Here is a 23,530-nt window from a genome sequence, read left to right as displayed (position 1 = left end):
CTATTTTTTACTTTTTATATCGCCAATCCGGCGGGAGATTCCAATTCCAATAAAAATTTCTTAGCCGGCAAACCGCCTCCATATCCCGTAAGTGTATGGTTACTGCCGATAACCCGATGGCAAGGTACAAACAAGGATATGGGATTTTGACCGTTTGCATTGGCTACAGCTCGCACAGCTTTCGGCTCACCTATACGGACAGCCAGTTTTCCATAGGATATGGTAGTCCCATAGGGAATCTTCAATAACTCACTCCATACGTGTTGTTGAAAGTCGGTTCCGGTAAAAAGTAAAGGTATGTCGAATACAGTTCTTTTACGGGCAAAATATTCGTTCAACTGGCCGACGGCTTCTGCTATCACTCCTGATTCTTCCTCTCTGTAAGCAGCCCGCAGCTTCTTCTGTATTTTCTTATCGATAGTCTGTCTGCGACGTTCTATCAGCCAATCGCAAAGACAAAGTTTTCCGTCAAATGAGCCGAGAATCATCTCTCCGCATGGAGAATCATAATGCTGTATACAAATTGTTTCCATAGGACTTTATTCCGGTTTTATTTTAGATAATATGTTATTAACTATAAATAAACTATTCAAAGTATATTCATCACACATCTGTCGCTAAGATAATGATTAATAATCAATGTTTTTTGATAAATATTCGTTTATTTTTGATTTGTATTGCAAAATCATCTCTATATTTTTCTTATTTACGAATAATAGCAGCGTGTATGACGCTTTGTCATAGTCACCTCCCCAAGACGGGATTAACATCAATAGTCCTTGCTCCAAAGACAGCGCCGAATATCTCAACTTGAATTGATTACTACACCATAATGCAGCTGAACAAAAGCAACTTCAAATAACTGATAATGAGTTTATTGCTCATATCTCATCCTATACCGCGCGGCTCATCGTCACACACCCCTTCATCCCCTCTCAAGAGGGGAATTTGATACATTAAATACTCATTTTCAAACAGAAAAGTAGTATCCTAATCTCCCCTCTCGAGAGGGGCGGGGGTGTGTGACGCTCAAGCTCTGCTTCCTAAAATCAAAAACTCTCACTATTGATTGACGGATAACTCCTCTCAACACCAAACACAACTTCCTGCAACATTTCTGCCTATGCCGCACTGTCCACCGTAACACACCCCTTTATCCCCTCTCAAGAGGGGAATATTGCATTATAACTATCTTATTTTCAAATGAAGAGACATGATTTGCAATATGATACAAATCGTGTCTCTTCTACCCAAAAGCGGCTTATTTTAGAGCGTATTCAAATTTTCCGATAAAACGTTTTCTTTCGGTTTGTTTTCTCATTTGTACGCACCAAACAGCCTCCACTATCATCCTCATAAAATCAGGAGCAAACAGCCTCCAACGAAATTCTGTAAGCCGGTTCGAGCAAAAGCCAAACCGACTCTTATTCTTTATTTTACCATTTAACGGGAGTATCCAATATATTTCCGTCTGCGGCATCTTCTGTTGTAAATGTATCTCCTCGATATTGTACACAGAGCATAATAAGAGGTTCTTCACCGTTATTACGTACAGAGCGCTTGCCGTCCGGGGCTACGCGAACAACACTCCCTTCTGATACCGGAAATATTTGTCCGTCTACTTGAAATTCTCCTTTTCCTTTGAAAAAGAAATAAAGTTCTTCATGTTTTTTATGTGTGTGCAAAAATCCGGTTTCCGTTCCCGGACGGAATATCTGAAATGAGAATTCTCCTCCTGTCGCCCCCACGGCTCCACCACCGAATACTTTTCCCGGAATTTTCACCTCCGGTCCCAACTCTAACAGATAATCACCCAATTCGTCCAATTTGCCTACATTTACTGCACTAAAATTTTCTGCGGCTGCAATTTTTTCAATTTGTTTCATCTTCGTAATTTTTTCAGCGACCTTATTGTTTAAAGGGAATCGCTATGTTTCACTTCATTTTGTTTACCCTGCAAATATATATGTTAAAAATCGAAATATCAATAAGTTACAATTTTGTTACATAGTTACTTTTTTCTCGGTTTTGCAGAGAATCAACCGATTGTCCATTAAAAAAATATATTTCATATTTCCAATCTACCATAAACGCTACACCCCGATATAGATAAAACAAGATTGTCGCTACACTCGACTTTCAGTTTATTGTGTAAATTTGCCGTCATTGACAAACAATTTCATGTATAATTACAATAAGAATCACTTAAATAAAATGCCAGTTATAGATTATGTTTTCAGAGCAGCTCAAAGCTGTGAAGTGGCAGAGATATTCGGATTATATGTTGAACGTGTCCGCTGGATGGATGAAAATAATATAAATCAGTGGAATACAACCGGCTATCTTGAACGATATCCGGTCTCATATTATAAGGAACAATGTGAACTCGGCACATTATATATTTTGCTCAATGCCAATGACGGCAAATTGGCCGGGGCTGTGGTACTCTATCAGAGTGATGACCGTTGGCTGGATAAGGCCGATGTTCCAGCCTATTATATTCATAACCTCGTGACAGCCCCTGGAGTGAAAGGTGCCGGAGTACGGATAATTGAGGAGTCGGAACGGTTGGGCATTGAACACGGCAAGCATTGTATGCGCCTTGACTGTGCTGAGGACAATATTTATCTCAATGAGTACTATGCCTCTAAAGGTTATGTGGAGGCCGGACGATGCAAGGATGGGCTTTATGTAGGTATCCGCAGGGAAAAAAGACTACCTGTTATCATTTCAAGGTTATAAACATCCGTGTTGCATTTTCTTTGCATAGAATAATACTTTGGATTCGCTCCTGCAAAACCAGATTACAGTGAGTTACCGACACCTACACAAATCGCAAAAAAGATTTAACAAAAATCTTCTCCGTTCCTGTGGTCATTGAACTCTTGGGTAGTTTCATTTATTTATGGCTTCCGATGGCTTCATGCCAAAAGAAAAAGGAAACGTAACAAACGCTATTCCAGCTGATTCGCTACGCTATTCCCCAATTAGCTATTCCATTATGTGCTTATTTTAACAAATAAGCTAACAAGTATGTAAAATGTTAATTTTAAAGGATAAAATCGTTAATCAAAATCCCGATTTAACAAATCATGTTAAATGAGATGCATTTTGTTAAGATAAAAATAGCATGAAATAAAACATATTTCTATATTTGAATTAAGATTTTCATGGAATTAAGGTTTAGGTTAATTAAGAACAAGAAAAAAGGTTGTCGGGAGACAACCTTCTCTTGTATAATAGGGTACTTTATTTTTATATAATAGCTTACGGTTTATTTTTTCTTTAATGAATAATTCAGTTTGGACTGTGGCAATTTCATATCCTGACCTAACATAATGATGCTATCATTCATATCGAGGAAATTGAACACGACGCCTGCGGAATCATTCAGCTGGAATATGGAAGAGGATTTAGGGCTTATCTTCCCATTTTTTATAATACCCCATTGCCCTTCTTGTATAAAGGTGGTATCTTTACCTTTATTGGCTCCCAGGTATGTCATAGACAACTGGTAGACACTGTCTCCATTGGCGGTCTGCCCCAATTCCAATACATATTGTATTCCTGCGACATCGGCTCCCGGTAGTATACCTTCGTATACGGCTATTGTCGCCGTATCGGGAACTAAGGAATCTGTCACCATTACTACTTCTGTCGTAGAGGCATTATTAGATTTGCCTGAACAAGATGCCATACTGACGATACCCAGCAAAGCAAAGAAATAAATCAATTTTTTCATACTACAATTTTTTTTATTTTCTATATCAAAAAGCCTGTTTCAATATTATATAACTCGACATCGGTCTTAAAGTCTGTCCAAATTTTCCCATAAAAATAATTAATTCAAGTCTTCTTTCCTTTTTTCTTTCGGTCTGTTTAGCTGTCTTCACTTGTCTAATAGCCTGATATCCTCGTAAAAACCGGAAAACAGTCTCAAAAGAAATTCCCAAAGCCGACCCGTGTAAAATCCAGACAGCCTCTTACAGCATATCCAAAACGGGCTTTACTTGTACCCACGTTTATAACAAACAAAAAGCCGATAAGTTTATTACTTACCGGCTTTTTTATATCTTAAAAAAAAGTCGCACCGAAGGATGTGATGAAACTCCGAATAACAGGATTTGAGTGCCCCCCTCCTTTGTAATCCACCGTGCTAAAAGCATACCTAAAGGCGTGGCCCGCCATTGGAGAAGAAAGCTTGTCTCGGCATTTCATATCAATTGATGAGTTTCCCAATCAACTGCGATGCGACTCTTTGCTTTTTTCCTTCTTTCGTATTACAAATATACAGAAATAAAGAATAAATGTCAAGTTTTTTCAAGAAAAAAAATGGGCTTTTTATCCGATAAAAAGCCCATTTTCATATATCTCGCTAATTGTAAGGTTCTTATTACTTTACCTTTTTTACAATAGCTTGGAAAGCTTCAGGATTGTTCATAGCCAAATCGGCGAGAACTTTACGATTGATTTCGATACCTGCTTTATGAAGAGCCCCCATCAATTTGGAATAAGACATTCCTTCGAGACGAGCGGCAGCATTGATACGCTGTATCCACAAAGCTCTGAAATTACGTTTTTTAGCCTTACGGTCACGATAAGCATAGGTAAGACCTTTTTCCCATGTATTTTTGGCTACGGTCCAAACATTTTTTCTTGCACCGAAATAACCTCTGGTTAATTTTAAAATTTTCTTTCTACGTGCTCTTGAAGCAACATGATTTACTGATCTTGGCATAGTTCTTTTTGTTTTGAATGTTAGCGTTACCGTCTCAGCGGTAATCTTTAAGCTAAAGTCATTCGGTTAATAAATCTTTAAAACTCGCTTTGTTTATTTTCGGCAATAAATTTTATCTTATGCACAAAAGTTCTTTTACATTTTTCACGTCAGCAGACGATACAACTGTGAAATGCGTAAGATTACGTTTTTGCTTTTTCGTTTTTTTAGTCAGAATGTGACTTTTAAAAGCGTGTTTTCTTTTAATTTTTCCTGATCCGGTAAGGGCGAACCTCTTTTTGGCACCGGAATTAGTTTTCAGTTTTGGCATTTTACAAAAATTTAATTATGTATTTAATTCAAACAGGGAATCACTCCCTCATCTTTCTCATTTCTTTTTGGGTGACAGCATGATAATCATGCGTTTTCCCTCGAGTACAGGCAATTGCTCTACTTTACCATAATCTTCAAGATCATTTGCAAACCTAAGCAACAGTACTTCTCCTTGTTCCTTGAACAGTATCGAACGACCTTTAAAGAAGACATAGGCTTTCACCTTCGCTCCTTCTTCGAGGAAGCCTTTGGCGTGTTTCAGTTTAAAGTTGTAATCATGGTCATCGGTCTGAGGTCCGAAACGGATTTCCTTTACTACAACTTTAGTCGATTTCGCTTTCTGTTCTTTTAATCTTTTCTTTTGTTGGTACAGAAATTTCTGATAATCGGTAATCCGGCAAACTGGAGGTGCCGCATTTGGTGAAATTTCAACAAGGTCTAATCCTTGTTCGTCAGCAATACGTATAGCTTCCTGAATCGAATATATTCCCTGCTCTACGTTTTCACCGACCAAACGGACTTCTTTTGCTCTAATCCGTTCATTGATACGATACATGTCTTTCACCCCTTCTCCTTTTTTTACGGGTGCATTCTTTTTTACATCGTTTCCACTAAATGTGTTTTTTTTCTCCATTCAAATTACCATTGGTTTATCATTTTTTCTACCTCTTCGGTCAAAATCTCGGCAAAGGTAGTAATTTTCATCGAACCTTTATCACCTTCGCCCTGTTTTCTTACCGAAACTTCATTATTTTCTGCTTCCTTTTCACCGACAATCAGCAAATAAGGGATTCTCTTGAGCTCATTATCACGAATTTTACGTCCGATTTTCTCGTTCCGGTTGTCGATTGTCGTACGAATGTCTCTCATCTCGAGTTCTTGTGCAACTTTCTCGGCATAATCGTTGTATTTTTCGCTGATAGGCATGATTACCACCTGCTCGGGTGTGAGCCACAAAGGAAATTTTCCAGCAGTATGTTCTATCAATACGGCAACGAAGCGTTCCATAGAACCAAAGGGGGCACGGTGTATCATCACCGGGCGATGTTTCTGGTTGTCGCTACCCGTATATTCGAGTTCAAACCGCTCTGGCAAGTTATAGTCTACTTGTATCGTACCCAACTGCCAACGGCGTCCGATAGCATCTTTCACCATGAAGTCGAGTTTAGGTCCGTAGAAAGCTGCCTCTCCCAATTCTACTCGGGCATTCAGGCCTTTTTCTTTACAAGCTTCTACAATCGCCTGTTCTGCTTTTTCCCAGTTCTCATCCGAACCGATATACTTCTCTTTATTATTGGGGTCACGCAAAGATATTTGCGCTTCAAAATTTTTAAAGTCCAGTGCTTTGAAAATAATGAATATGATATCCATTACTTTCAAAAACTCGTCTTTTACCTGGTCGGGACGACAGAAGATATGCGCATCGTCCTGCGTAAAACTACGCACACGTGTGAGACCGTGCAACTCACCGCTTTGCTCGTAACGATACACCGTACCGAACTCTGCAAATCTCAAAGGCAGGTCTTTATATGACCGGGGTTGCCACTTGTATATCTCGCAGTGATGGGGACAATTCATGGGTTTGAGCAAATACTCTTCGTCTTCTTCCGGTGTATGTATGGGCTGGAAAGAGTCTTTTCCATATTTGGCATAGTGTCCTGAAGTGACATACAGCAGTTTGTTTCCGATATGCGGAGTCATTACTTGCTGGTATCCAAAACGGCGCTGTATTTTTTTCAAGAAATCTTCGAGACGCAAACGGAGAGCCGTCCCCTTAGGCAACCACATAGGCAAACCTTTGCCTACAGTTTCGGAGAACATAAACAGCTCCATTTCTTTTCCTATTTTACGATGGTCTCTTTTCTTGGCTTCTTCCAACAATGCCAGATATTCGTCAAGCATTTTTTTCTTGGGGAAGGTAATACCGTATACACGTGTCAACTGATGACGCTTCTCATCGCCTCTCCAATAGGCTCCGGCCAGAGAGGTTATCTTTACGGCTTTGATAGCAGAGGTGTTGGGCAAGTGCGGTCCACGACAAAGGTCGGTAAAGCTGCCTTGTGTATAGGTGGTTATGGTGCCGTCTTCAAGTTCACTGATAAGCTCTACTTTGTATTCTTCTTTACGGTCTCCGAACATCTTCAAGGCATCGGCTTTGGATATTTCTTTCCGTACTATTTCTTCTTTTTTGGCAGCCAGCTCCATCATCTTGGCTTCTATGGCAGCGAAATCGCCTTCTTTAATAGGTGTTTCACCGGGATCTACGTCATAATAAAATCCGTTTTCTATTGCCGGACCGATACCAAACTTTATTCCGGGATAGAGTTCCTGCAAGGCTTCTGCCAAGAGGTGCGCCGATGAATGCCAAAAGGCATGTTTTCCTTCGGCATCGTCCCATTTAAACAGCTTTATCGCCGCGTCTTTTTCGATAGGACGCGACAGATCCCATTCGTTTCCATCGACAGTAGCAGCCAATACTTCCTGAGCTAAACGAGGACTGATACTTTCGGCTATCTGCATCGGAGTGGTTCCGGCTGCAAATTCTTTTACCGACTGGTCGGGAAAGGTTATTTTAATCATAACTTTAGTCTCCTTATATAATTTCCTTGTTTAGCAACAAAGAAACAAATCAAATAAGGGGATTGTTTCCCGTTGCTGTTAAAAATATTATAGTTTTCCTTTTACAAGGCTACAAATGTAGTAATTATTTTAAAGCTTGTCTAAATTTTCTAATAAAAAAGATTATACAACGGAACTTTTTGCTCCTTTTTCCGGTCTGCTTTTTTCGGTTACAGAGGGTGGTTGTTTTTTCTTTCCCTCTGTTGGAAATCTTTATTTCGCTGTTATATTAGCATAAGAAGACATCTTATTTTACTTATAAATGAAATATTAATTGTACCTTTGTACTGAAAAGAAATAGAGAATACGAGTAAAGCTAAATTGAGATTGGTAAAGGCAGCCGGAAGCTGAACGATATATTCCATTCGATTCTTGTCGGAAAACGAGAGCGAATTTGAATGTTTCTTCCGTCCGGGAAGAAAAATGAGCGACAGGGTATGCACCTTGCCTGTCTTGAAACCACGTCTGCGCCCCTATTGCATGAGGTTGTCAGATAAGATTTTCATATTTAGTAACGGTAGAGTAAAAGCCACGCAAACTTACAACGAAGATGACACGCTGAAAGGTTACGTTATTACCCTTCAATATTTTGACAGGCCCATAACAGAGGGTGTTAAAAACGGGTCTATATTGGTAACGGAGAGTACAATAGAGACAGAAAATACCTTTGATATATGAAAACGATAAAGGCTTTTTTTGATGATTACTCAAGATAATAGGGGAAATAAAAATCAATACAGAACTATAACTTATGAAAAATAAAGTCCCATTTATTCTGCTATCCTTCTCTCTGTGCTTTTCTATGATTGCAATATCCCAACATGTACATAGAGAAAACGGCTGGTATCATGTAATAGACAAAGATAGCCTATCAATAGAGCCTATTTTGGCTGTCAATGATTTTGCTACTTTAAGGTTAGATACAAGTAATTTAGGGCAATATGTTATTTTCGGACAAATAAGCCAACATAAAATCAAGAAATGGGCTTCTGAAACAGAAAAAGCTATCGGTAAACAAATTGCATTTGTTTTCAATGATTCTATAATAACTACACCTCAAGTAAACGCCAAGATTGAGAGTGGTGCTTTCGTAATAACATCTCCATTTGACAAAAAATTACCCCAACTATACAAACAGATTATTGAGAATACAAATAAGAACAGGCATATCAGTGAAACTAAAAGTGCTACAGAAATAAGTATTGTATCTCCCCCAAATGATAGTATAGTTCAAAAAGTAAAGGTTAAGACTATCAAAGAATATGTGAATGATAATGACTTTATTGAAATAATTCCAGATGTATATGCAAATCAGACATCACATTCTTCTGTTTCGACAGAAGAACAAAAGAATTTGGAAAATCAAATGGTTGCTGCTACTTATCGTTTTTATAAACATTGTACTCAAGACGATAAAGGGCGTATTTTTTGCAATTTAACTTGTGGTAAGGATATAAACATATCAGAAGAGTTGTTTCAAAGAAAAATGAAAGATATTGAGGAAACTAATAAATTTGTAGAAAAACATCTAAAGGCTGGCACTAAATATCGTGTAGGGATTATAGATGAAAAGTATTTGAATAGTCTTTTAAATTATGAAGCAAAATGAACCCTATATGAACTAAAGGCATAGATATTTTTTTTGTAGTATCTTTATGGCTTTATTACTCCCTATTATCAGAATTTCAATATATCATTTAATTCGCAGATAATTATGGAAACTCTCCCTAATGATTGACTGATACCTCCTTGATGTACTAAGCTCGTCTTCTATAATCTGCATCTTACAATATTTCATCTCAAGCCGCGCGACTCATCGTAACACACCCCTTAATCCCCTCTCGAGAGGGGAATTCCAATACACTAAACTACTAATTATCAAATAAAAATAGCATCTAAATCTCCCCTCTAGAGAGGGGCGGGGGTGTGTGACGCCCAAACACAGATTCCTAAAATCAAAAACTCCCTCTAATGATTGACTGATACCTCCTCGATGTACTAAGCTCGTCTTCTATAATCTGCATCTTACAATATTTCATCTCAAGCCACGCGACTCATCGTAACACACCCCTTAATCCCCTCTCGAGAGGGGAAATATTATTAAACATTTCATTACCAAGAAGAAAAAAAAATCTCAACCTCCCCTCTCAAGAGGAGAATATTCCATTATAACTATCTCATTTTCAAAAAAAATGAGTTAAGTAACATTTATAATTTCTAAAGAAATTTTCCAAGTCGCTGCCTTGAGGTAAATTCAGACCGGGTCTCAATCGCTCAGGCGTTTTATAATGTTATAGGAGGACACAATTCCCAGCTCTCCGGCTTTGCTCAAATCGTCTATTCCTTTTTGGGTTTCACCCAAGAAGACGTAAACTAATCCGCGGTTGAAATAGGCATCGGCAAAATCGGGTTTGAGGCGTATGGCTTCGTTGTAATCGGTCAATGCAGCCCGGAAGTCTTTTTGTGCACAGCGTACATTGGCCCGGTTGAAGTAGGCATATACGAATGTGGGCGACATCTCGATAACCTTATCGTAGTCGCGCAGCACCATTTCGTATTCCATAGAAAGGGCTTTGCTTTGTTTTCCGGGTGCCATAGAAGTCCCCATTTCCATACCGGGCAAGGGCTTCGGGGCTGAAAATCCGGAGGCAGGCGAGGTTATGGAGAGGTCGGACTGCGTCGCTGCTTCGCTCGACATGTTATATTCGATTTGCTTAAACCGTACTGCTGCCCGGTTGAAATAGGCGAACATAAAGTTATCACTCAACATAACCACACGGTTCAGGTCTTCGATAGAGCTGGCAAAATCCTGTACAAGCATATAGTCGAGGGCGCGACAGAAATAGGGAACCGGATTTTGAGGGTTTATTTCTATCAGTTTGGAATAGTCGTTCAACGAATTGAAGTGTTTTTCGATTTGGTCGGTTGTCAGGGATACTTCCGAGTTGGTTATCAACAGCTTCATTGGTAAAATACCGGTACGGTTGAGCTCGTCGAGTTCTTTGGAATAACGGACATTGGAGCGTACCTTGTCTTCTTTTTCATAATAAGAGAAGACAAAGGAGGGTTCTATTTCTATCTTTATGTTTTTATCTTGTACGCGACCTCGTATTTCGTCTTTGTACTTGCTTTTGATATCGGTATTGTCAGCCACCAAGAGCCGGTCGAATTTGTTTATGTTCTTGTCCGATTCTTTTCGGGTCTTGTCATTGTCTTCGGCCGTTTGGGTATCTTCTTCGTCATCTCCACCGCTATGTTTGCCCAACCCTACCCCGGTTTTCTTCTGCTGCTCATACAGGGCAATGGCTTTTTTATAGTCTTTTTCACCTCCTGCGGTGTCGTTTATTTTGCGTTTGGCTTCGGAACGGGCAAAATATCCGCTTGAGAAATCGGGATAGTGAGCAAGCACTTTATCGTAATCTCTGATGGCTGCCCTGTAATTTCCCAACTGGTCATAGAGTATGGCTCTGTTATATATGGCAAAGAAGTTGTCGGGCTCGTACTTCAATACGAACGAGAAATCTTCTATCGCTTTGTTACGCTCTCCGACTTGCATCCTCAGCAATCCGCGGTTGTAATGTGCCATCAGGTTATTGGCGTCGAGTTCTATTACGCGGTCGTAATCGTCCATTGTTCCTCTCAAGTCGTCCATATAGTAACGTATGATACCGCGATTGAGATAGTAGGATGTCATATTGGGGTCGAGTTTCAGTGCCTGATTCATGTCGTCCAGTGCACTCTGATAGTCTTTTCCGTACTGGAATTTTATAATCGCCCTCTGTGCATAGGCATACGAGAGGTGCTTATCGAGCTCTATCGCCTTATCCATATCGGCCAATGCCTTCAGTGTGTCCTTTTTTTCCAGCCAGAACTGGGAACGGCTCAAATAGGCGTTGTAATATGAGGGATGCTTCTTTATCAGCTCGGCAAAGCTGGCTTCGGCATCGTCATACTTCTTTAACTGGACTTCTGCAATCGCCTTATTTCCCAAGAAAGTACGGTCTTCGGGGGCATATTTCAAGCCTTCGTTATAGTCATCGATGGCACCTTGATAGTTTCCCAGGTTTTGGCGGGCTATGCCTCTTACCTGATAGGCTCCTATGATAAAGGGATTGCGTTCTATACATTTGTCACAGTCTTCTTCGGCTCCTTTATAGTCTTCGAGGCTGAGTTTGGCAACGGCTCTATAAAAATAGGGGTCGGCCAGATAGGGCTTCACTTTGATTACTTGATTGAAGTACTGTATCGATAGTATATAATCTTCAAAATAGAGAGCATTGCGTCCGATATTCATCACTCTATCGGTGTTTATCTGTGCCGACACTCCGGTAATCGACAAAATGAGCAGTACCAGACTCAAAAATATTTTTTTATACATAAATGCCTTGAAATTCCTGATTCTTATAGTGAATGCACAAAAGTAAAGAATTTATGCTATATAGTTTCATTCTGTAATTATATTTTATAAGTTTTTCTTTCTTATAACGAAAAAAGAGGGGTAATAAAGGGATTTTATTTCCTTTTTACCGGAGAAAGTTTTCTTTTTTTATTCTCTTTTGTATTATAAGATTTCCTTAAAAAAGGGAATTTGCAGATTATCTCCGTTATTTGGCTTTCCATAAAGGCATTCTCTTTCCAACAAATTATCGAGTATTTGTCAATCACAGAGCTCTTCTCCTGAATTTTATTTATATTTATAGGATGGGCTTGGCAGAGGCAAACTTTAAAAACTGTGTTTTTCGTTTGCCTCTGCGCTCGCCTTTCGCTATATTTGTCCTCCGGACTCTACAACGAATAAAAAAACAGGGGCATAATCCTTTAACAACAATATATGATGAAAAACAAAATTTTTATGTGTTTTATATGGATAACGGCAATTTCTACCGGTATCTCTTCATTGCATGCACAAGTATATCCCGTACGGCCAAAATTGTCTGACCCAAATTCTTTTTCTATCATTGTACTTCCGGATCCTCAAAGTTATAATAAATATGATGCCAACCAGCCTTTGTTTGAATTACAAACGGCCTGGATAGCTAATAACATCGATAACCTGCAGATTAAGAGTGCACTTTGTACCGGTGATCTTGTAGAGCAAAACGACTGTCTTATTCCTAACGGGATAAACGGAAACCAGACAAGTACCGAACAATGGGAAGCCGCATCAAGGGCATTCCGCCGTCTTGACAATAAACTTCCGTATGTGCTTTGTACCGGTAACCATGATTATGGCTATGTTTCGGCTGAGTGCCGACGTAGTTACTTCCACGATTATTTTCCTGTCGAGAGAAACAGTTGCTGGAGAAAATCTTTAGTCTCTGTCGGGCTAAACGCAGACAGTATTCCTACGTTGGAGAATGCGGCTTATGAGCTGGATACGGATACTTGGGGAAAACTTTTAGTCATTTCCATCGAGTTTGCTCCTCGTGATGAAGCTATTGTATGGGCAAAGTCTATTGCCAATGATGAGAGGTACAAAAATCATAAAGTGATTTTGCTCACACATTCATATCTTACTGCTAATGCCAAACGACGCGAAAAAGAGAAATATAAAATAGCTCCGGCCAATTATGGGAAAGCTATATGGGAAAAACTGGTTTATCCTTCCCCAAATATCGGAATGGTGATATGCGGACATGCTTGTGCCATTGTCGACTATGAAAATCAGGTCAGTTTCCGCACGGATAAGAATATTGCCGGTAAAAATGTCGCACAGATGATGTTCAACGCCCAGACCGCAGACGGTGAGTGGTGTGGCAATGGAGGAGATGGATGGCTCCGTATCCTAGAATTTCTTCCGGACGGAAAGACAATTAAGGTACGTACCTTTTCTCCCCTGTTTGCTCTTTCCAAGTTGACATCCGACAAGGCCTGGAGAAATGCTCCTTACGACCAATTCGATATTACTTTCGAATAATTATATTGCGATTACGAATATACTATATATAGAGACAAGGAGGACATCGGGATATATTCGGATGTCCTCCTATCATTAAAGGGCCTAACATCTATATACCTAATCACACACCTATGCTCACCAGTTTTTTAGCGATTATCTCCCCGTTCTTCAAAACGACTCTAACGATATAGACGCCCGATGTATAGGAAGCCGTGTCTATTTCCACTTCGCAATCCGATACTTTATCTACTGATAATATTCCTCCTGACAAGGAATACAATGCAACGGTGTCTATTTCCGTTTCCGAGGAGATATGTACTTTGTTTCCTATCCGAGCAATGGCAAGCGCATCTGTCCCGACCGTTGTTTCTTCAATCGACACGTCTACTTTTTTTTTAGATATGCGATAGACTCTTACGTCTTGTTTGGGGACATCATAGGTAAATCCCGTGCTTGTGAAGGAGACGGTTTTGCCTTCCCATAATTCTTTTATTTCCGATACATTGTCGGGGTGTACTCCTATACGGGCGAAATCGATGGTTGCGTTCTGGGCGTCTTTGTATGCAAATACGGCTACGTATACCGAGGCGGATGTCTCATACATGAACAGCTTCTCGGAACCGTCTTCAGCATACTTGTCGGCATATACATAATCTGCTCCCAACACGCTGGCTGTCGTCCCTTCATGTCCGTTTATGGGATAAAAGGCACCACAGAGTCTTACCATTTCATTGATGTCCGTATTCGTCAAGAGTTTCAATGCTCTTTCTCTCGATAGTCCGGGATTTCCCACGACAGTCCCATTACCGTCTTTACAATTGTCGCTGAAGTTATCACCTACCATATAGGCTCCTGTAATGGCTCCCGAAGTCAGGCGTATGCGATTGGTTCCTTCTGAGAACTCTACTACCGATTTTACATTTTGGTTACTATCGTAATCTACTCCAATCATCACCAAATGGTCGGGGTCATTGACGGTGTACAACTTGTCTGTCCACCAGCCATAAGAGGTAGCATTGAGCACATACTGGGCATTGGGTACGCTCCCCCATGCGTCACAAGTGGTGCGACGGCCTGTGGTGTACTGGTAAGGGAACATCGGAGACATCGCCAGTACGGTATAGGCTCCCGGCATCTTTTGCTGGATGTATTCGTACATTTGTTTCATAAAGTAGTTATAGGCTTGCACTCCGGTAGTAATGTCTTGTACATAGTAACTGTCTCCCTCACAGATACCGCAGTCCATAAAATCAATCTTGATGTAATTGAACCCTAATTTGGCATAGTTGATAATCGAATATTTCATGGCGGCTATCGTCCCCGGATGGGTGGGGTCTACACATAAAGCTCCGTTTGCCGGATTTTTGTATTCTTCACCGTTGACTTTCAGCAATATGTCTTTTACTTTATAGGGGCAATTGGGGTACAGCGGACTTTCCCGATTTTCCCAGTCCCAACGGCATAGAAAACCGGCATAGGCTCCGATAAGCCCGTTTTTTTCTTTGCAATGTGTGGCTAGAGAGCTCAGTTCTTCATTATTCATATTGTCATTGTACCATGCGTCAAGGCTGAGTATGGTACGTCCTTTTTCGTCCACGAATCCGGCGTTTTTGAAGACATCTTGCGAGAGAAAATCGGCTACGTCCATACATCCTTGATAATTGATTCGTGTCTGCATAGCTCCCCAACTACTCCAACCGAAAGGGTCACCTCCTTCCCACGGGGCCGGCGGGGCAACCAATGTATTGGCATGGGCAAAAGCATCCATTCCCTTTCGCCAATCATCATAGAGTCCTATCATAAAAAGTGCCGAGCGGACTTCCGTTCCTGTCACTTTTCCATGCGGAAGGGCATCGCGCGTGGTAGACTGATTGGTATATCCCGACAAGCATTTGAAGTAATCGACTGTTCCGGTTGCCAAAGCATGTACGACAATAGCGCTTTTCCATGTGTCGTGTTCTACCGAACCGGCTATCAAGCCCTTGCGCGACTGGGCAGAATAGATGGCTGTGGCCTCGTGCGATGTGGCAGTCTCTCCTCCGAACTTTCTTGCTGCGTAACGGGAAAATCCGTCATTGTCCCAAGGTACATATAATATACGGTTGCTGTCGTCTTTGGCGAGGAATGTCGAGGACGACTGGCTCATCAAGGGTATGAGCTGGTTACTGGATACGGCTTCTGTATCCTTGATTGTAACGCGCACCAAGAAATAGGGATAGTTGTCATAAAAATAAAAGTCTTGTATCAGATGTGTGTTTCCTGAGAAGGAATAGTCCAGAGAGACTTTCTCGCCTGAACCGAAATTGTCCGAAAGGTCTGACCGTACAAGCTCTACACCGGTACAGTCATCGGTATTCAGCGTTGTCTCTTCTGTTCCGGACGCTTTGTTGTACTTGACCGATGCGTATGTGCCGGTGAGTACTGTTGCATCATTGCAGGCGATATCTATCTTTTTCGTATCTTCTTTCAGTATCATTTTCCAATCGCCACCGGAAAATTCGATGTCGCCTGCATAGGACGATATTCCCAAGCTACAGCTTAATAATAGTAAAAAAAGTTTTTTCCTGTTCATTTTTTTTCTTTGTTTTTATGGCTTTCGTTTCTCATTTTGCGCTTTCGTCCCCCCCACCTGCTTTTCCCAGCAAAGGCGCGTAACTAAAGTAAATTGCCCGACCGAATAGCAAATCGGTCGGGCAACCTTAAAAACTGTCTGAATCGATTCTCATTATTGTAAAAAACTTATCAAACAGTCAATTCCACACATATATGGGTTAATGCCTATTTTTAAAGTTTTACGACCTTATACGTTTTTCCAGCCACTTTTACCAGATAGATACCGTTTGCATTCACGGGCAACAACTGATTGGTGACTCCGGTTGCAACGGACTGTCCTCCTATGGTATATACGTCTACTTCCATTTCATCCGTACTGCTTACCAATATTCCATTTTCCAAGGCTTTTACAACGATGTTTCCGGCTACTGTTTTTTCAACGCCCACTTCATCTGAAACAGTAGCATTGACAGTGGCAAATTCGCTGGATTGATAGGTATGGTTTACGGCCGATACTTTTACGGTATATTCACCTTTAGGTAATGCCATAGAGTATGAGCGTGAACGTACCAATGTCGCAAACTCGGGATATGAGGTCAGTTTTCCGTTATCCAATGCCGAAGTCGTGAATGCAACCAGCTTTCCGTCGGCATCGGTGATATGTATATTGTAATATGTCAGATATTCTTCGTTGTTGTCGTCGTTCCAAGTGATTGTCAATACCCCATTGCTTACGCTTGTTGCCAAGTCGGTAGGTGCAACCGGGGCTTCAGACACGTCTTCTCCCCTCTCGTTCAGCCAAACATTGGTGTGGTCAGGGTATCCTCCTTCTATCATATCGAACTGTCCGTCTCCATTGAAATCACCTACTGCAAAGTTTCCGAAATCGAAACCGGCACCGGTCGTAATGTCACCTGTACCTTGATGAGAGAATTCGTCATCTATAACAAATTGGCTTTGAGACCTTTTGTAAGTTGCCAAGAATGTGTTCCAACCACAATCATTGTTCCAACCGCGATAGAGCAAATCGGCATATCCGTCTCCGTTAAAATCGGCCATAAAGACTTGTGCTGCCGATACGGGAGCCAAACCTGTCTCGGATTCTAATTTCTCGGTAAACGTGAAGGGGGCTTCTGCTCCATTGTTTATCAGTATAGAGGCCAGCTTGCGTCCTCCTGCTTCTCCCCTGTCATCGGCATTGGGTGTACCCAAATTGATAATATCCAGATAACCGTCTTTGTTGATGTCGACCAGTTTCAATTGATTTTCATATATCCGGTATATATTGGATTTGGCATAGTCTTCGGTTACATCCTGAAATTCTCCGTTCTGCAAGTTGCGGTAAGTACGGAATTCGATTCCTCTGTCATCGGAATAACCGGTGCAAATAATATCGAGCCAGCCGTCGTTGTCAAGGTCGGCAAAAGCTACCGAGCCATGCGACATGGGCTTGAATTGTTTGCTGGGTACCTCGGTAGGCAATCCTAACTCATCCATAACATACAGTCCCAAATCATAGGTGTCGCCCTCTTTCATGTTGGCCACCAACTGTTTCTCAAATCCTTGCCCTGCCAGATTTTTATACAGGTAGACAAAGCGCTTGTGTCCGTCTTCCATACCTGTCATGAGTATGTCTATGTACCCGTCCTTGTCGTAGTCACCAAAAGCTACAGACCCTTTTTGGCCTTCATTTACTTTTTGCTTGCAACTCTCGTCTCCACAAGGAACAGGCAAGTCAAGACCTTCCATTCTCTTGAACTTATAATCTCCGTCAGGTCCTAAATTGATATATACTTCCGTGGCTTTACGATTTTCTTCGGGGTTATAGAAGGCAGCCGAAGGCATCCATCCATAGTCGCTTTCGTAAGGCCGTACAATAAAGAGGTCGAGATAACCATCGTTGTTGAAGTCTACAAAAGAGGCCTCCGAATATACGGCACTGGGTACTCCCGAGAGCATAATGTACTGCTCGTCTCTGTCGGTCGACGGCTTTTCGAACGATTCATTGTTTATATTCTTATACAAGAATCCGTAAGGCCAGTATCCGTCCTGATTGCCCGAACCGTCTTCCTTGGGGACAAATCCTGTATTGGAAAGCCCGCAATTGTAAAAATCCATAAACCCGTCGTTATTATAATCTCCCAGACAATAACCGGGACGGTCGAGCTGGTATAGACTTGAGCTCCATTCTGCTTTGGCAAAGCCCGGAACGGTTTGTGCCGAGGCCTCTGCACCCGCTAATAATGCCGATGCTAAAATAAGGGCTTTCGGTGTAAAGTTTTTCATGTTTGTCAGTGTTTTTAAGTTAAAAAAATCCTATAATTTGTTTGTTGTCTTTTTTGAAAAGTTTTTGCGAATTCACATAAGCAAAATTAGACGAGTTGTCGCATTCTCAATAATACGAATACGTCAAATACTGGTGCAAATGTCGCAATTGTACTTTTGTAAGTCCGGGAAACGACATTTTTGTCATTTCCCGGACAGTTTCGATTATTTCATGTACCAGTTGTCTATGGTCATCAGCCGGGCTTTGGCCGCTGCCGGGTCGGGGAAGCGCACAGATACTTTATCTGCCATCAGTTCGGGATGGTTGCTGCGATGGTGCGATATGCGCAAGAGGTCAAAGAACCGGTTTCCTTCGAATGATGTCTCGGCTGCCAGTTCGTCGAGAATACAGTCTTCGACAAACAGTATAGAGTCTTCGCGGGTAGGAAGTGCGGGAATTACATATTCGGTCTTATCCAGATTTACGCCCTGTCCGCGTCCGCGCATAGCTGTAGGGATATTCGAGTCGAACGTGCTGTTGAATTGTATGTATGTTTCTTTTGCTGCTACTTCGGCCGGATTCACAATAGTTGCCGAGTCTACGACTTCTTGCCTGAGCCCGTGTTTGAGTACGGCGAATGCAAGGGAGGGTTTTCCTGCGCGGTTTACGGCTTCGGCATATCTCAGGTAAAGATGGGGTATGCGGTATATGGGTATGGCTATCGGGTAATAGAGCATACCCACTTCTTCATTCTCAGGATCCCAACCCGACTCCGAGGAGGTAATGGCCCGGCTGTATTTCACAATGATATTTTTCACACCGGTAGTTCCAAAAACCAGAGGGCCGAAACTGCCCGGACTCGATACACTGGGAGATTTGGCTACGCCCCGCAAGTCTCCGCTCAAGTAAGCATCTATCTTGGTAGAGCCTTTGTTTATGTCTGAGAAGAAATACATGGATGCGTTCATTTTCTCGACAAATGATTCTTCAGGAACCAATACCGGCCGGGCATTGTACGAGAGACGGAAAAGCGAGGTATGATAGTCACGAGCATCGGTACTATAAGCTATCATAGACATTATTTCCCCGATGTAGGTCGAAGTATGTCCTGTCGTGGCGGAGGAACGATTGCGGTCGTCCCAGAAGGTGCAGTAAATCTTGTTCAGCGTGTAGTATTGTTTTTCCATCAGGTCATGATACATGACAGCGGCTTGTGTATAGTTGTTCTGATAGAGGTACATGTCCCCCAAAAGCATCCTGACCGGGATAAAAAAGCATCTTGAATTCCAGCCATCGATGCTTCCGTAATCGAGGGGGCGGACATCAATATAGGGTAATAAATCGGGTATCAGCTTGTCTATCAACTGCTCCATATTTAATGCCGGATATTGCTGCATGGATGTTTCGAGATTTAAAATGGGTTCGGTATAGTAATATGCCGTTCCGAATATCTGGGCTATCTGCAAGTATGTCCATGCCCGGATCGTCTTGATTGCGGCAAACTCGGGCAACATAATCTTGTCCTGATAGTTTGTCAAGGTAGTATCCATACGGGCTATTGCATAATTACAGTTGTTTATGATGCTGTAATAGTCTACTTTGTCAGCGTATTCGTTGTCGGCTGTAAATTGCAGCTGAGATATTTCTTTCAACGATACGGAGGCTTTGTCTGTCAGTGCCATCAAATCGCCCCGCAGTTCTCCTAAAAGTACGTACCTCTCTCCTATTTTTTGTAATTGGGAGAGTATGCCCATTACCGAGTACAAGGAATCGTTGGGGTTTTTAAGATTTCCTTCCCTGTCAAAGGCATAGTCGGTGGATTCTGTATCGAGCATATCTTCACATGAGGTGGAAGATATTGCCAACAAGGATACCAGAAATATATATATGAAAGCTCGTATGTTATTTGTCCTTATTTTCATAATTACTTTTATTTATGTGTTTACAAATTGATTTTCACTCCTAAATTGAACGAGCGGGACAGAGGTATCATACCGGCATCTATACCTTGATAGAGTACCGACGAACTATATGAGAACTCGGGGTCACTACCCAGATATTTGGTCAGGGTGCATACGTTGTTTACCGAAGCCCAGACGGACAGTCCTTGTATAAATGTGGTTCTTACAGGGATTTTGTAAGATACGGACAAGGATTTGAAACGCAGATAAGAGGCGTCTTCTATCCATCTGTCCGAGAACCGGGCATTTCCCATGGGATCGCCATAGGTAGCTTTCGGGATATCTGTTTCTTGCCCGTTTACAACCCAGCGGTTCTGCATTGCTGTAGACTGGTTTATCAGGCTGCTTCCGGATTCCAGATTTGCACGCAAGGCATTGTAAGCGTCGTTTCCGTAAGAATAGGTAAACAGGGCTCCTATCGTAAGGCCTTTATAGGAGAAGTTGAAATTGAAATTACCATAAAAATCGGGATTAGGGTCACCGATTATCTGACGGTCTTTGCTGTCGATAATGTGGTCTCCGTTTACATCTTCGAAGTGCATATCTCCAGCTTCAAAGGGGATTAGTTCACCGGTATTGGATTTCACGGAAAGCCCGGCTTCTTTTGCTTGGGCTACGTCCTTGAACACTCCTTTTGTCTTGTATCCGTAGAATACTCCGGCGGGCTGTCCTACTGCCGTCAATATTTCTCCTCCTGCGATAGAGGTGGTATACGAGCCGTTTGCCAAGGAGGTTACTTTATTTTTATATTTCCCAATCATGGCTCCAAAGTCGAGTTTCCAATCTTTGCGGTCTATGATACGAAGGTTGGTTGTTATTTCGAATCCTTTGTTTTCGAGCTCTCCGTCATTGCTCCAGAAATATTTCACTCCGGCTACGTCGTCCAATTGTTTACGGGTGAGCAGGTCTTGGGTTCTGGAGGTGTAAAAATCGGCATTTACTGACCAACGGTTGTCGAACATGCAGAAGTCTAACCCGACTTTTGCCATGGAGGTGCTCTCCCACTTCAGTTTCTCATTTCCGATATTGGCCAAGGTAAGCCCGTAGGCATTTCCGAAAAAATGAGTGGACTGGAAATATGAATTGCGGGCGTAGTCGATAATATTGTCATTGCCTGAAAGAGTATAGTTCAGCCGCAGTTTCAGGAAGTTGATGAAATCTACATTTTTCATAAATGATTCCGATGATATTATCCATGCGGCAGAGACGGAGGGGAAGAGTCCCCAGGGTACCCCTCCGATTTTCAAGGCGTCGGCCTTGCGCCCGAAACGGGATGATGATTCCATAGCTGCCGAGACATTGAATATGTAGCGGTTATAGAGGGCATAATCTCCGTTCAGATACCAGGATATGGTACGCTGGTGCAGATTCTGCCCGCTCATATAACGCAAGGACGAGGAGGCGTTTTCGAGTCCCGAGAGATAGTCTGACCCGGTATTGTATCCTTTGCCGAAAGTATAGTCGTATATGTCATTGTAGAACCGGTACCCCGCAAATACTTGCAACTTGTTTACGGCATCTTTCAATATGTCGTATGTAGCCCGAAAGTCGATTGTGGCGGAAACTTCTTTTCCTTGTAAATTGCGCACTTGATTCAACGCTGTGGCATATACCTCGCCCAAGTCATTGTATAGGGGTACGTCCGACACGCCTTTATCGGGAATAAATGCTCTTTCTTTTTCTTTGTCCCAGGAGTATCCGAAGAGGAGGCTCAGCTCAAGTTTGTCCATCAACCGGTAAGTGGGCCTGGCGTTGGCATTGAAGCGATATTTCTTTATGTTGGCCGTATTGTTGAGTATCGCCAACGGATTGCCTATGTTCAACTCATCGGTATCGCTCAACCGGGCAGTCAGATTGCCGTCGGTGTCGTACTGGTAGGGATGATAGAGGGGCGATTTTATCAGGGAAAGATACAGGGGCGAACTCACCTCATCCAGTCCTGATGTTACCTGATGGTTTACGGTCTGCGCAAAGGCTATATCCAAGGCTACTTTGAAATTTTTCGCCAGGTTGATGTCCGAATTGAAACGGACATTGAGCCGGTTGAAACCGGTATTGTCCAGATTTCCGTCGTTCTTGGTGTATCCCATCGAAAAACTGTACAAGGCTATGTTATCTCCTCCGCGTACATTGACTCCATAGTTCTGCGAGAAAGCACCTTTTTTGATTTGGTCGAACCAGTCTGTCTGGTTGTGGCTGCTCTTGTAATATGTACGGGTAGGATCATCGTCGAGGAACTGCAAGCGGTCGGCATCTACATCCATACCCCGTATCATGTCGGAGGCATACAGCCTGAATGCCTTTGCATCCATTACGGGAATGGTCTTGAAGGGCGTGCGATATCCCATATTTATAAAAGCTTCTATTTCGGTGGCCATATCGCGGCTTCGCTTGGTATCGATAATGACTACTCCATTGGCTCCTTTACTTCCATAGATGGCTGTCGCGTCTTTCAATACAGTAATTTTTTCTATATCATTGGGTTCTATCAGAGCCAAGGGATTATTGGTAAAACCGTCGACTGCCGAATAAGCATTTTCCTGCATCTGCCAGATAATGCCATCGACAATGAACAGGGGCTGTGCAGAGGCATTCAACGAGTTGAGTCCTCGCGAAAAAATCGTGCTGCCGCTCCCGGGAATACCCGACTGGGAGAGTACGCGGAGCTGCCCGTTGAGCCTGGCTGTGATGTCTTCGTTTATGGCCGTAATTCCTGTCGAGAAACGGGTTACGGAATTGGCCCCGTTGGGCAAAAAAACGGTCTCGTCATAAAATGCTTTACCGTTATCTTCGAGGATGCGTATTTCTATATTATGGCGTCCTTTGACAGGTACAATCTGGTCATGGAATCCGGGTGCTTCTACCGAAAGTGTCACTCTGCCGTCGGGCAGGTCGATTCTGAACTCACCTTTTTCGTCGGACATGGCTGTGATACGGGTATTTACCGCACTGACGCGCACCCCGGCAAAACCTTGTCCTGTGGCATTGTTGACGACTCGTCCGGTAACGGTAAAGGTATTTTCAGTATTTTTCCGGAATTCGGGAACAGAATCCTGAGCGGGAAGATTGACTGCTACCCCAGATAGGGAATACCATGCCAGACATGTCGCAAAAGCAATTGATTTCCACATAGAGATATATGTTATATGATTATTTTTGATTTTCTGCTTCTTCATTGTTTT

16 protein-coding genes are annotated in these 23,530 nt (G+C 42.1%); 4 read left to right on the top strand and 12 right to left on the bottom strand.

What is annotated here, in order from left to right; all coding sequences use genetic code 11:
* Positions 1-14: 14 nt before the first annotated feature.
* Positions 15-533 carry a methylated-DNA--[protein]-cysteine S-methyltransferase gene (locus Cop2CBH44_RS01680; protein ID WP_021930780.1) on the bottom strand — a complete coding sequence of 173 codons (519 nt, stop codon included), beginning with the start codon at positions 531-533 and terminating at the stop codon, positions 15-17.
* A gap of 903 nt (positions 534-1,436) precedes the next feature.
* The gene (locus Cop2CBH44_RS01675) at positions 1,437-1,886 is read right to left on the bottom strand and encodes a cupin domain-containing protein (protein WP_021930779.1); all 450 of its coding nucleotides are present in this window, start codon (positions 1,884-1,886) and stop codon (positions 1,437-1,439) included.
* A 328-nt stretch (positions 1,887-2,214) separates the two neighbouring features.
* On the opposite strand from Cop2CBH44_RS01675, the gene Cop2CBH44_RS01670 reads away from it, so the two are divergent.
* Positions 2,215-2,742 (top strand): GNAT family N-acetyltransferase, encoded by a 528-nt coding sequence (locus Cop2CBH44_RS01670; protein ID WP_200755423.1) that lies wholly within the window; start codon positions 2,215-2,217, stop codon positions 2,740-2,742.
* A gap of 532 nt (positions 2,743-3,274) precedes the next feature.
* Here Cop2CBH44_RS01670 and Cop2CBH44_RS01665 read toward each other — a convergent pair.
* The 5 genes from Cop2CBH44_RS01665 to thrS all read right to left on the bottom strand — a co-directional run bounded on the left by Cop2CBH44_RS01665 (position 3,275) and on the right by thrS (position 7,630).
* On the bottom strand, positions 3,275-3,742 hold the full coding sequence (locus Cop2CBH44_RS01665) for a copper resistance protein NlpE (RefSeq protein WP_021930777.1): 468 nt from the start codon (positions 3,740-3,742) through the stop codon (positions 3,275-3,277).
* Positions 3,743-4,393: 651 nt separating this feature from the next.
* Positions 4,394-4,738: a 50S ribosomal protein L20 gene (rplT, locus tag Cop2CBH44_RS01660; RefSeq protein WP_021929317.1), complete on the bottom strand. Its 345-nt coding sequence runs from the start codon at positions 4,736-4,738 to the stop codon at positions 4,394-4,396.
* Between the two features lie 112 nt (positions 4,739-4,850).
* Positions 4,851-5,048 (bottom strand): 50S ribosomal protein L35, encoded by a 198-nt coding sequence (gene rpmI, locus Cop2CBH44_RS01655; RefSeq protein WP_021929316.1) that lies wholly within the window; start codon positions 5,046-5,048, stop codon positions 4,851-4,853.
* A 57-nt stretch (positions 5,049-5,105) separates the two neighbouring features.
* The gene (gene infC, locus Cop2CBH44_RS01650) at positions 5,106-5,606 is read right to left on the bottom strand and encodes a translation initiation factor IF-3 (protein WP_246469199.1); all 501 of its coding nucleotides are present in this window, start codon (positions 5,604-5,606) and stop codon (positions 5,106-5,108) included.
* Between the two features lie 83 nt (positions 5,607-5,689).
* Complete coding sequence (gene thrS, locus Cop2CBH44_RS01645) at positions 5,690-7,630, bottom strand: threonine--tRNA ligase (RefSeq protein ID WP_021929314.1); 1,941 nt, start codon at positions 7,628-7,630, stop codon at positions 5,690-5,692.
* A 462-nt stretch (positions 7,631-8,092) separates the two neighbouring features.
* On the opposite strand from thrS, the gene Cop2CBH44_RS01640 reads away from it, so the two are divergent.
* Both Cop2CBH44_RS01640 and Cop2CBH44_RS01635 read left to right on the top strand, forming a co-directional pair.
* Positions 8,093-8,347, top strand: a complete 255-nt coding sequence (locus Cop2CBH44_RS01640) for a hypothetical protein (RefSeq protein ID WP_154668395.1) — start codon at positions 8,093-8,095, stop codon at positions 8,345-8,347.
* Between the two features lie 73 nt (positions 8,348-8,420).
* Complete coding sequence (locus Cop2CBH44_RS01635; RefSeq protein WP_200755422.1) at positions 8,421-9,278, top strand: SecDF P1 head subdomain-containing protein; 858 nt, start codon at positions 8,421-8,423, stop codon at positions 9,276-9,278.
* A 657-nt stretch (positions 9,279-9,935) separates the two neighbouring features.
* Here the strand turns inward: Cop2CBH44_RS01635 and Cop2CBH44_RS01630 are convergent.
* Positions 9,936-12,047, bottom strand: a complete 2,112-nt coding sequence (locus Cop2CBH44_RS01630) for a tetratricopeptide repeat protein (protein WP_044230934.1) — start codon at positions 12,045-12,047, stop codon at positions 9,936-9,938.
* 474 nt (positions 12,048-12,521) lie between these two features.
* On the opposite strand from Cop2CBH44_RS01630, the gene Cop2CBH44_RS01625 reads away from it, so the two are divergent.
* Entirely contained in the window at positions 12,522-13,586 is a 1,065-nt protein-coding gene (locus Cop2CBH44_RS01625) for a metallophosphoesterase (protein ID WP_246469162.1), read from the top strand.
* A 103-nt stretch (positions 13,587-13,689) separates the two neighbouring features.
* On the opposite strand, the gene Cop2CBH44_RS01620 is transcribed toward Cop2CBH44_RS01625, so the two are convergent.
* From Cop2CBH44_RS01620 to Cop2CBH44_RS01605, 4 genes are all read right to left on the bottom strand, one after another.
* Positions 13,690-16,140, bottom strand: coding sequence for a DUF8694 domain-containing protein (locus tag Cop2CBH44_RS01620; protein WP_200755421.1), 2,451 nt, complete (start codon positions 16,138-16,140; stop codon positions 13,690-13,692).
* A 212-nt stretch (positions 16,141-16,352) separates the two neighbouring features.
* The gene (locus tag Cop2CBH44_RS01615) at positions 16,353-18,407 is read right to left on the bottom strand and encodes an FG-GAP-like repeat-containing protein (protein ID WP_200755420.1); all 2,055 of its coding nucleotides are present in this window, start codon (positions 18,405-18,407) and stop codon (positions 16,353-16,355) included.
* Positions 18,408-18,611: 204 nt separating this feature from the next.
* The gene (locus Cop2CBH44_RS01610) at positions 18,612-20,309 is read right to left on the bottom strand and encodes a RagB/SusD family nutrient uptake outer membrane protein (protein WP_021929262.1); all 1,698 of its coding nucleotides are present in this window, start codon (positions 20,307-20,309) and stop codon (positions 18,612-18,614) included.
* A 20-nt stretch (positions 20,310-20,329) separates the two neighbouring features.
* Entirely contained in the window at positions 20,330-23,524 is a 3,195-nt protein-coding gene (locus tag Cop2CBH44_RS01605; RefSeq protein ID WP_055096135.1) for a SusC/RagA family TonB-linked outer membrane protein, read from the bottom strand.
* Positions 23,525-23,530 lie beyond the last annotated feature (6 nt).

It is taken from the genome of Coprobacter secundus subsp. similis (assembly GCF_015097275.1).
GTDB classification, from domain to species: domain Bacteria; phylum Bacteroidota; class Bacteroidia; order Bacteroidales; family Coprobacteraceae; genus Coprobacter; species Coprobacter secundus.
This window is presented reverse-complemented; position numbering and strand designations above follow the sequence as displayed.

Coding starts and splice junctions, on each gene's coding strand:
- Cop2CBH44_RS01670 (WP_200755423.1), top strand. CDS start 2,215: ATGCCAGTTATAGATTATGTTTTCAGAGCAGCTCAAAGCTGTGAAGTG.
- Cop2CBH44_RS01615 (WP_200755420.1), bottom strand. CDS start 18,407: ATGAAAAACTTTACACCGAAAGCCCTTATTTTAGCATCGGCATTATTA.
- rpmI (WP_021929316.1), bottom strand. CDS start 5,048: ATGCCAAAACTGAAAACTAATTCCGGTGCCAAAAAGAGGTTCGCCCTT.
- infC (WP_246469199.1), bottom strand. CDS start 5,606: ATGTATCGTATCAATGAACGGATTAGAGCAAAAGAAGTCCGTTTGGTC.
- Cop2CBH44_RS01665 (WP_021930777.1), bottom strand. CDS start 3,742: ATGAAAAAATTGATTTATTTCTTTGCTTTGCTGGGTATCGTCAGTATG.
- Cop2CBH44_RS01625 (WP_246469162.1), top strand. CDS start 12,522: ATGTGTTTTATATGGATAACGGCAATTTCTACCGGTATCTCTTCATTG.
- Cop2CBH44_RS01675 (WP_021930779.1), bottom strand. CDS start 1,886: ATGAAACAAATTGAAAAAATTGCAGCCGCAGAAAATTTTAGTGCAGTA.
- Cop2CBH44_RS01610 (WP_021929262.1), bottom strand. CDS start 20,309: ATGAAAATAAGGACAAATAACATACGAGCTTTCATATATATATTTCTG.
- Cop2CBH44_RS01605 (WP_055096135.1), bottom strand. CDS start 23,524: ATGAAGAAGCAGAAAATCAAAAATAATCATATAACATATATCTCTATG.
- Cop2CBH44_RS01680 (WP_021930780.1), bottom strand. CDS start 533: ATGGAAACAATTTGTATACAGCATTATGATTCTCCATGCGGAGAGATG.
- rplT (WP_021929317.1), bottom strand. CDS start 4,738: ATGCCAAGATCAGTAAATCATGTTGCTTCAAGAGCACGTAGAAAGAAA.
- Cop2CBH44_RS01630 (WP_044230934.1), bottom strand. CDS start 12,047: ATGTATAAAAAAATATTTTTGAGTCTGGTACTGCTCATTTTGTCGATT.
- thrS (WP_021929314.1), bottom strand. CDS start 7,630: ATGATTAAAATAACCTTTCCCGACCAGTCGGTAAAAGAATTTGCAGCC.
- Cop2CBH44_RS01635 (WP_200755422.1), top strand. CDS start 8,421: ATGAAAAATAAAGTCCCATTTATTCTGCTATCCTTCTCTCTGTGCTTT.
- Cop2CBH44_RS01620 (WP_200755421.1), bottom strand. CDS start 16,140: ATGAACAGGAAAAAACTTTTTTTACTATTATTAAGCTGTAGCTTGGGA.
- Cop2CBH44_RS01640 (WP_154668395.1), top strand. CDS start 8,093: ATGAGCGACAGGGTATGCACCTTGCCTGTCTTGAAACCACGTCTGCGC.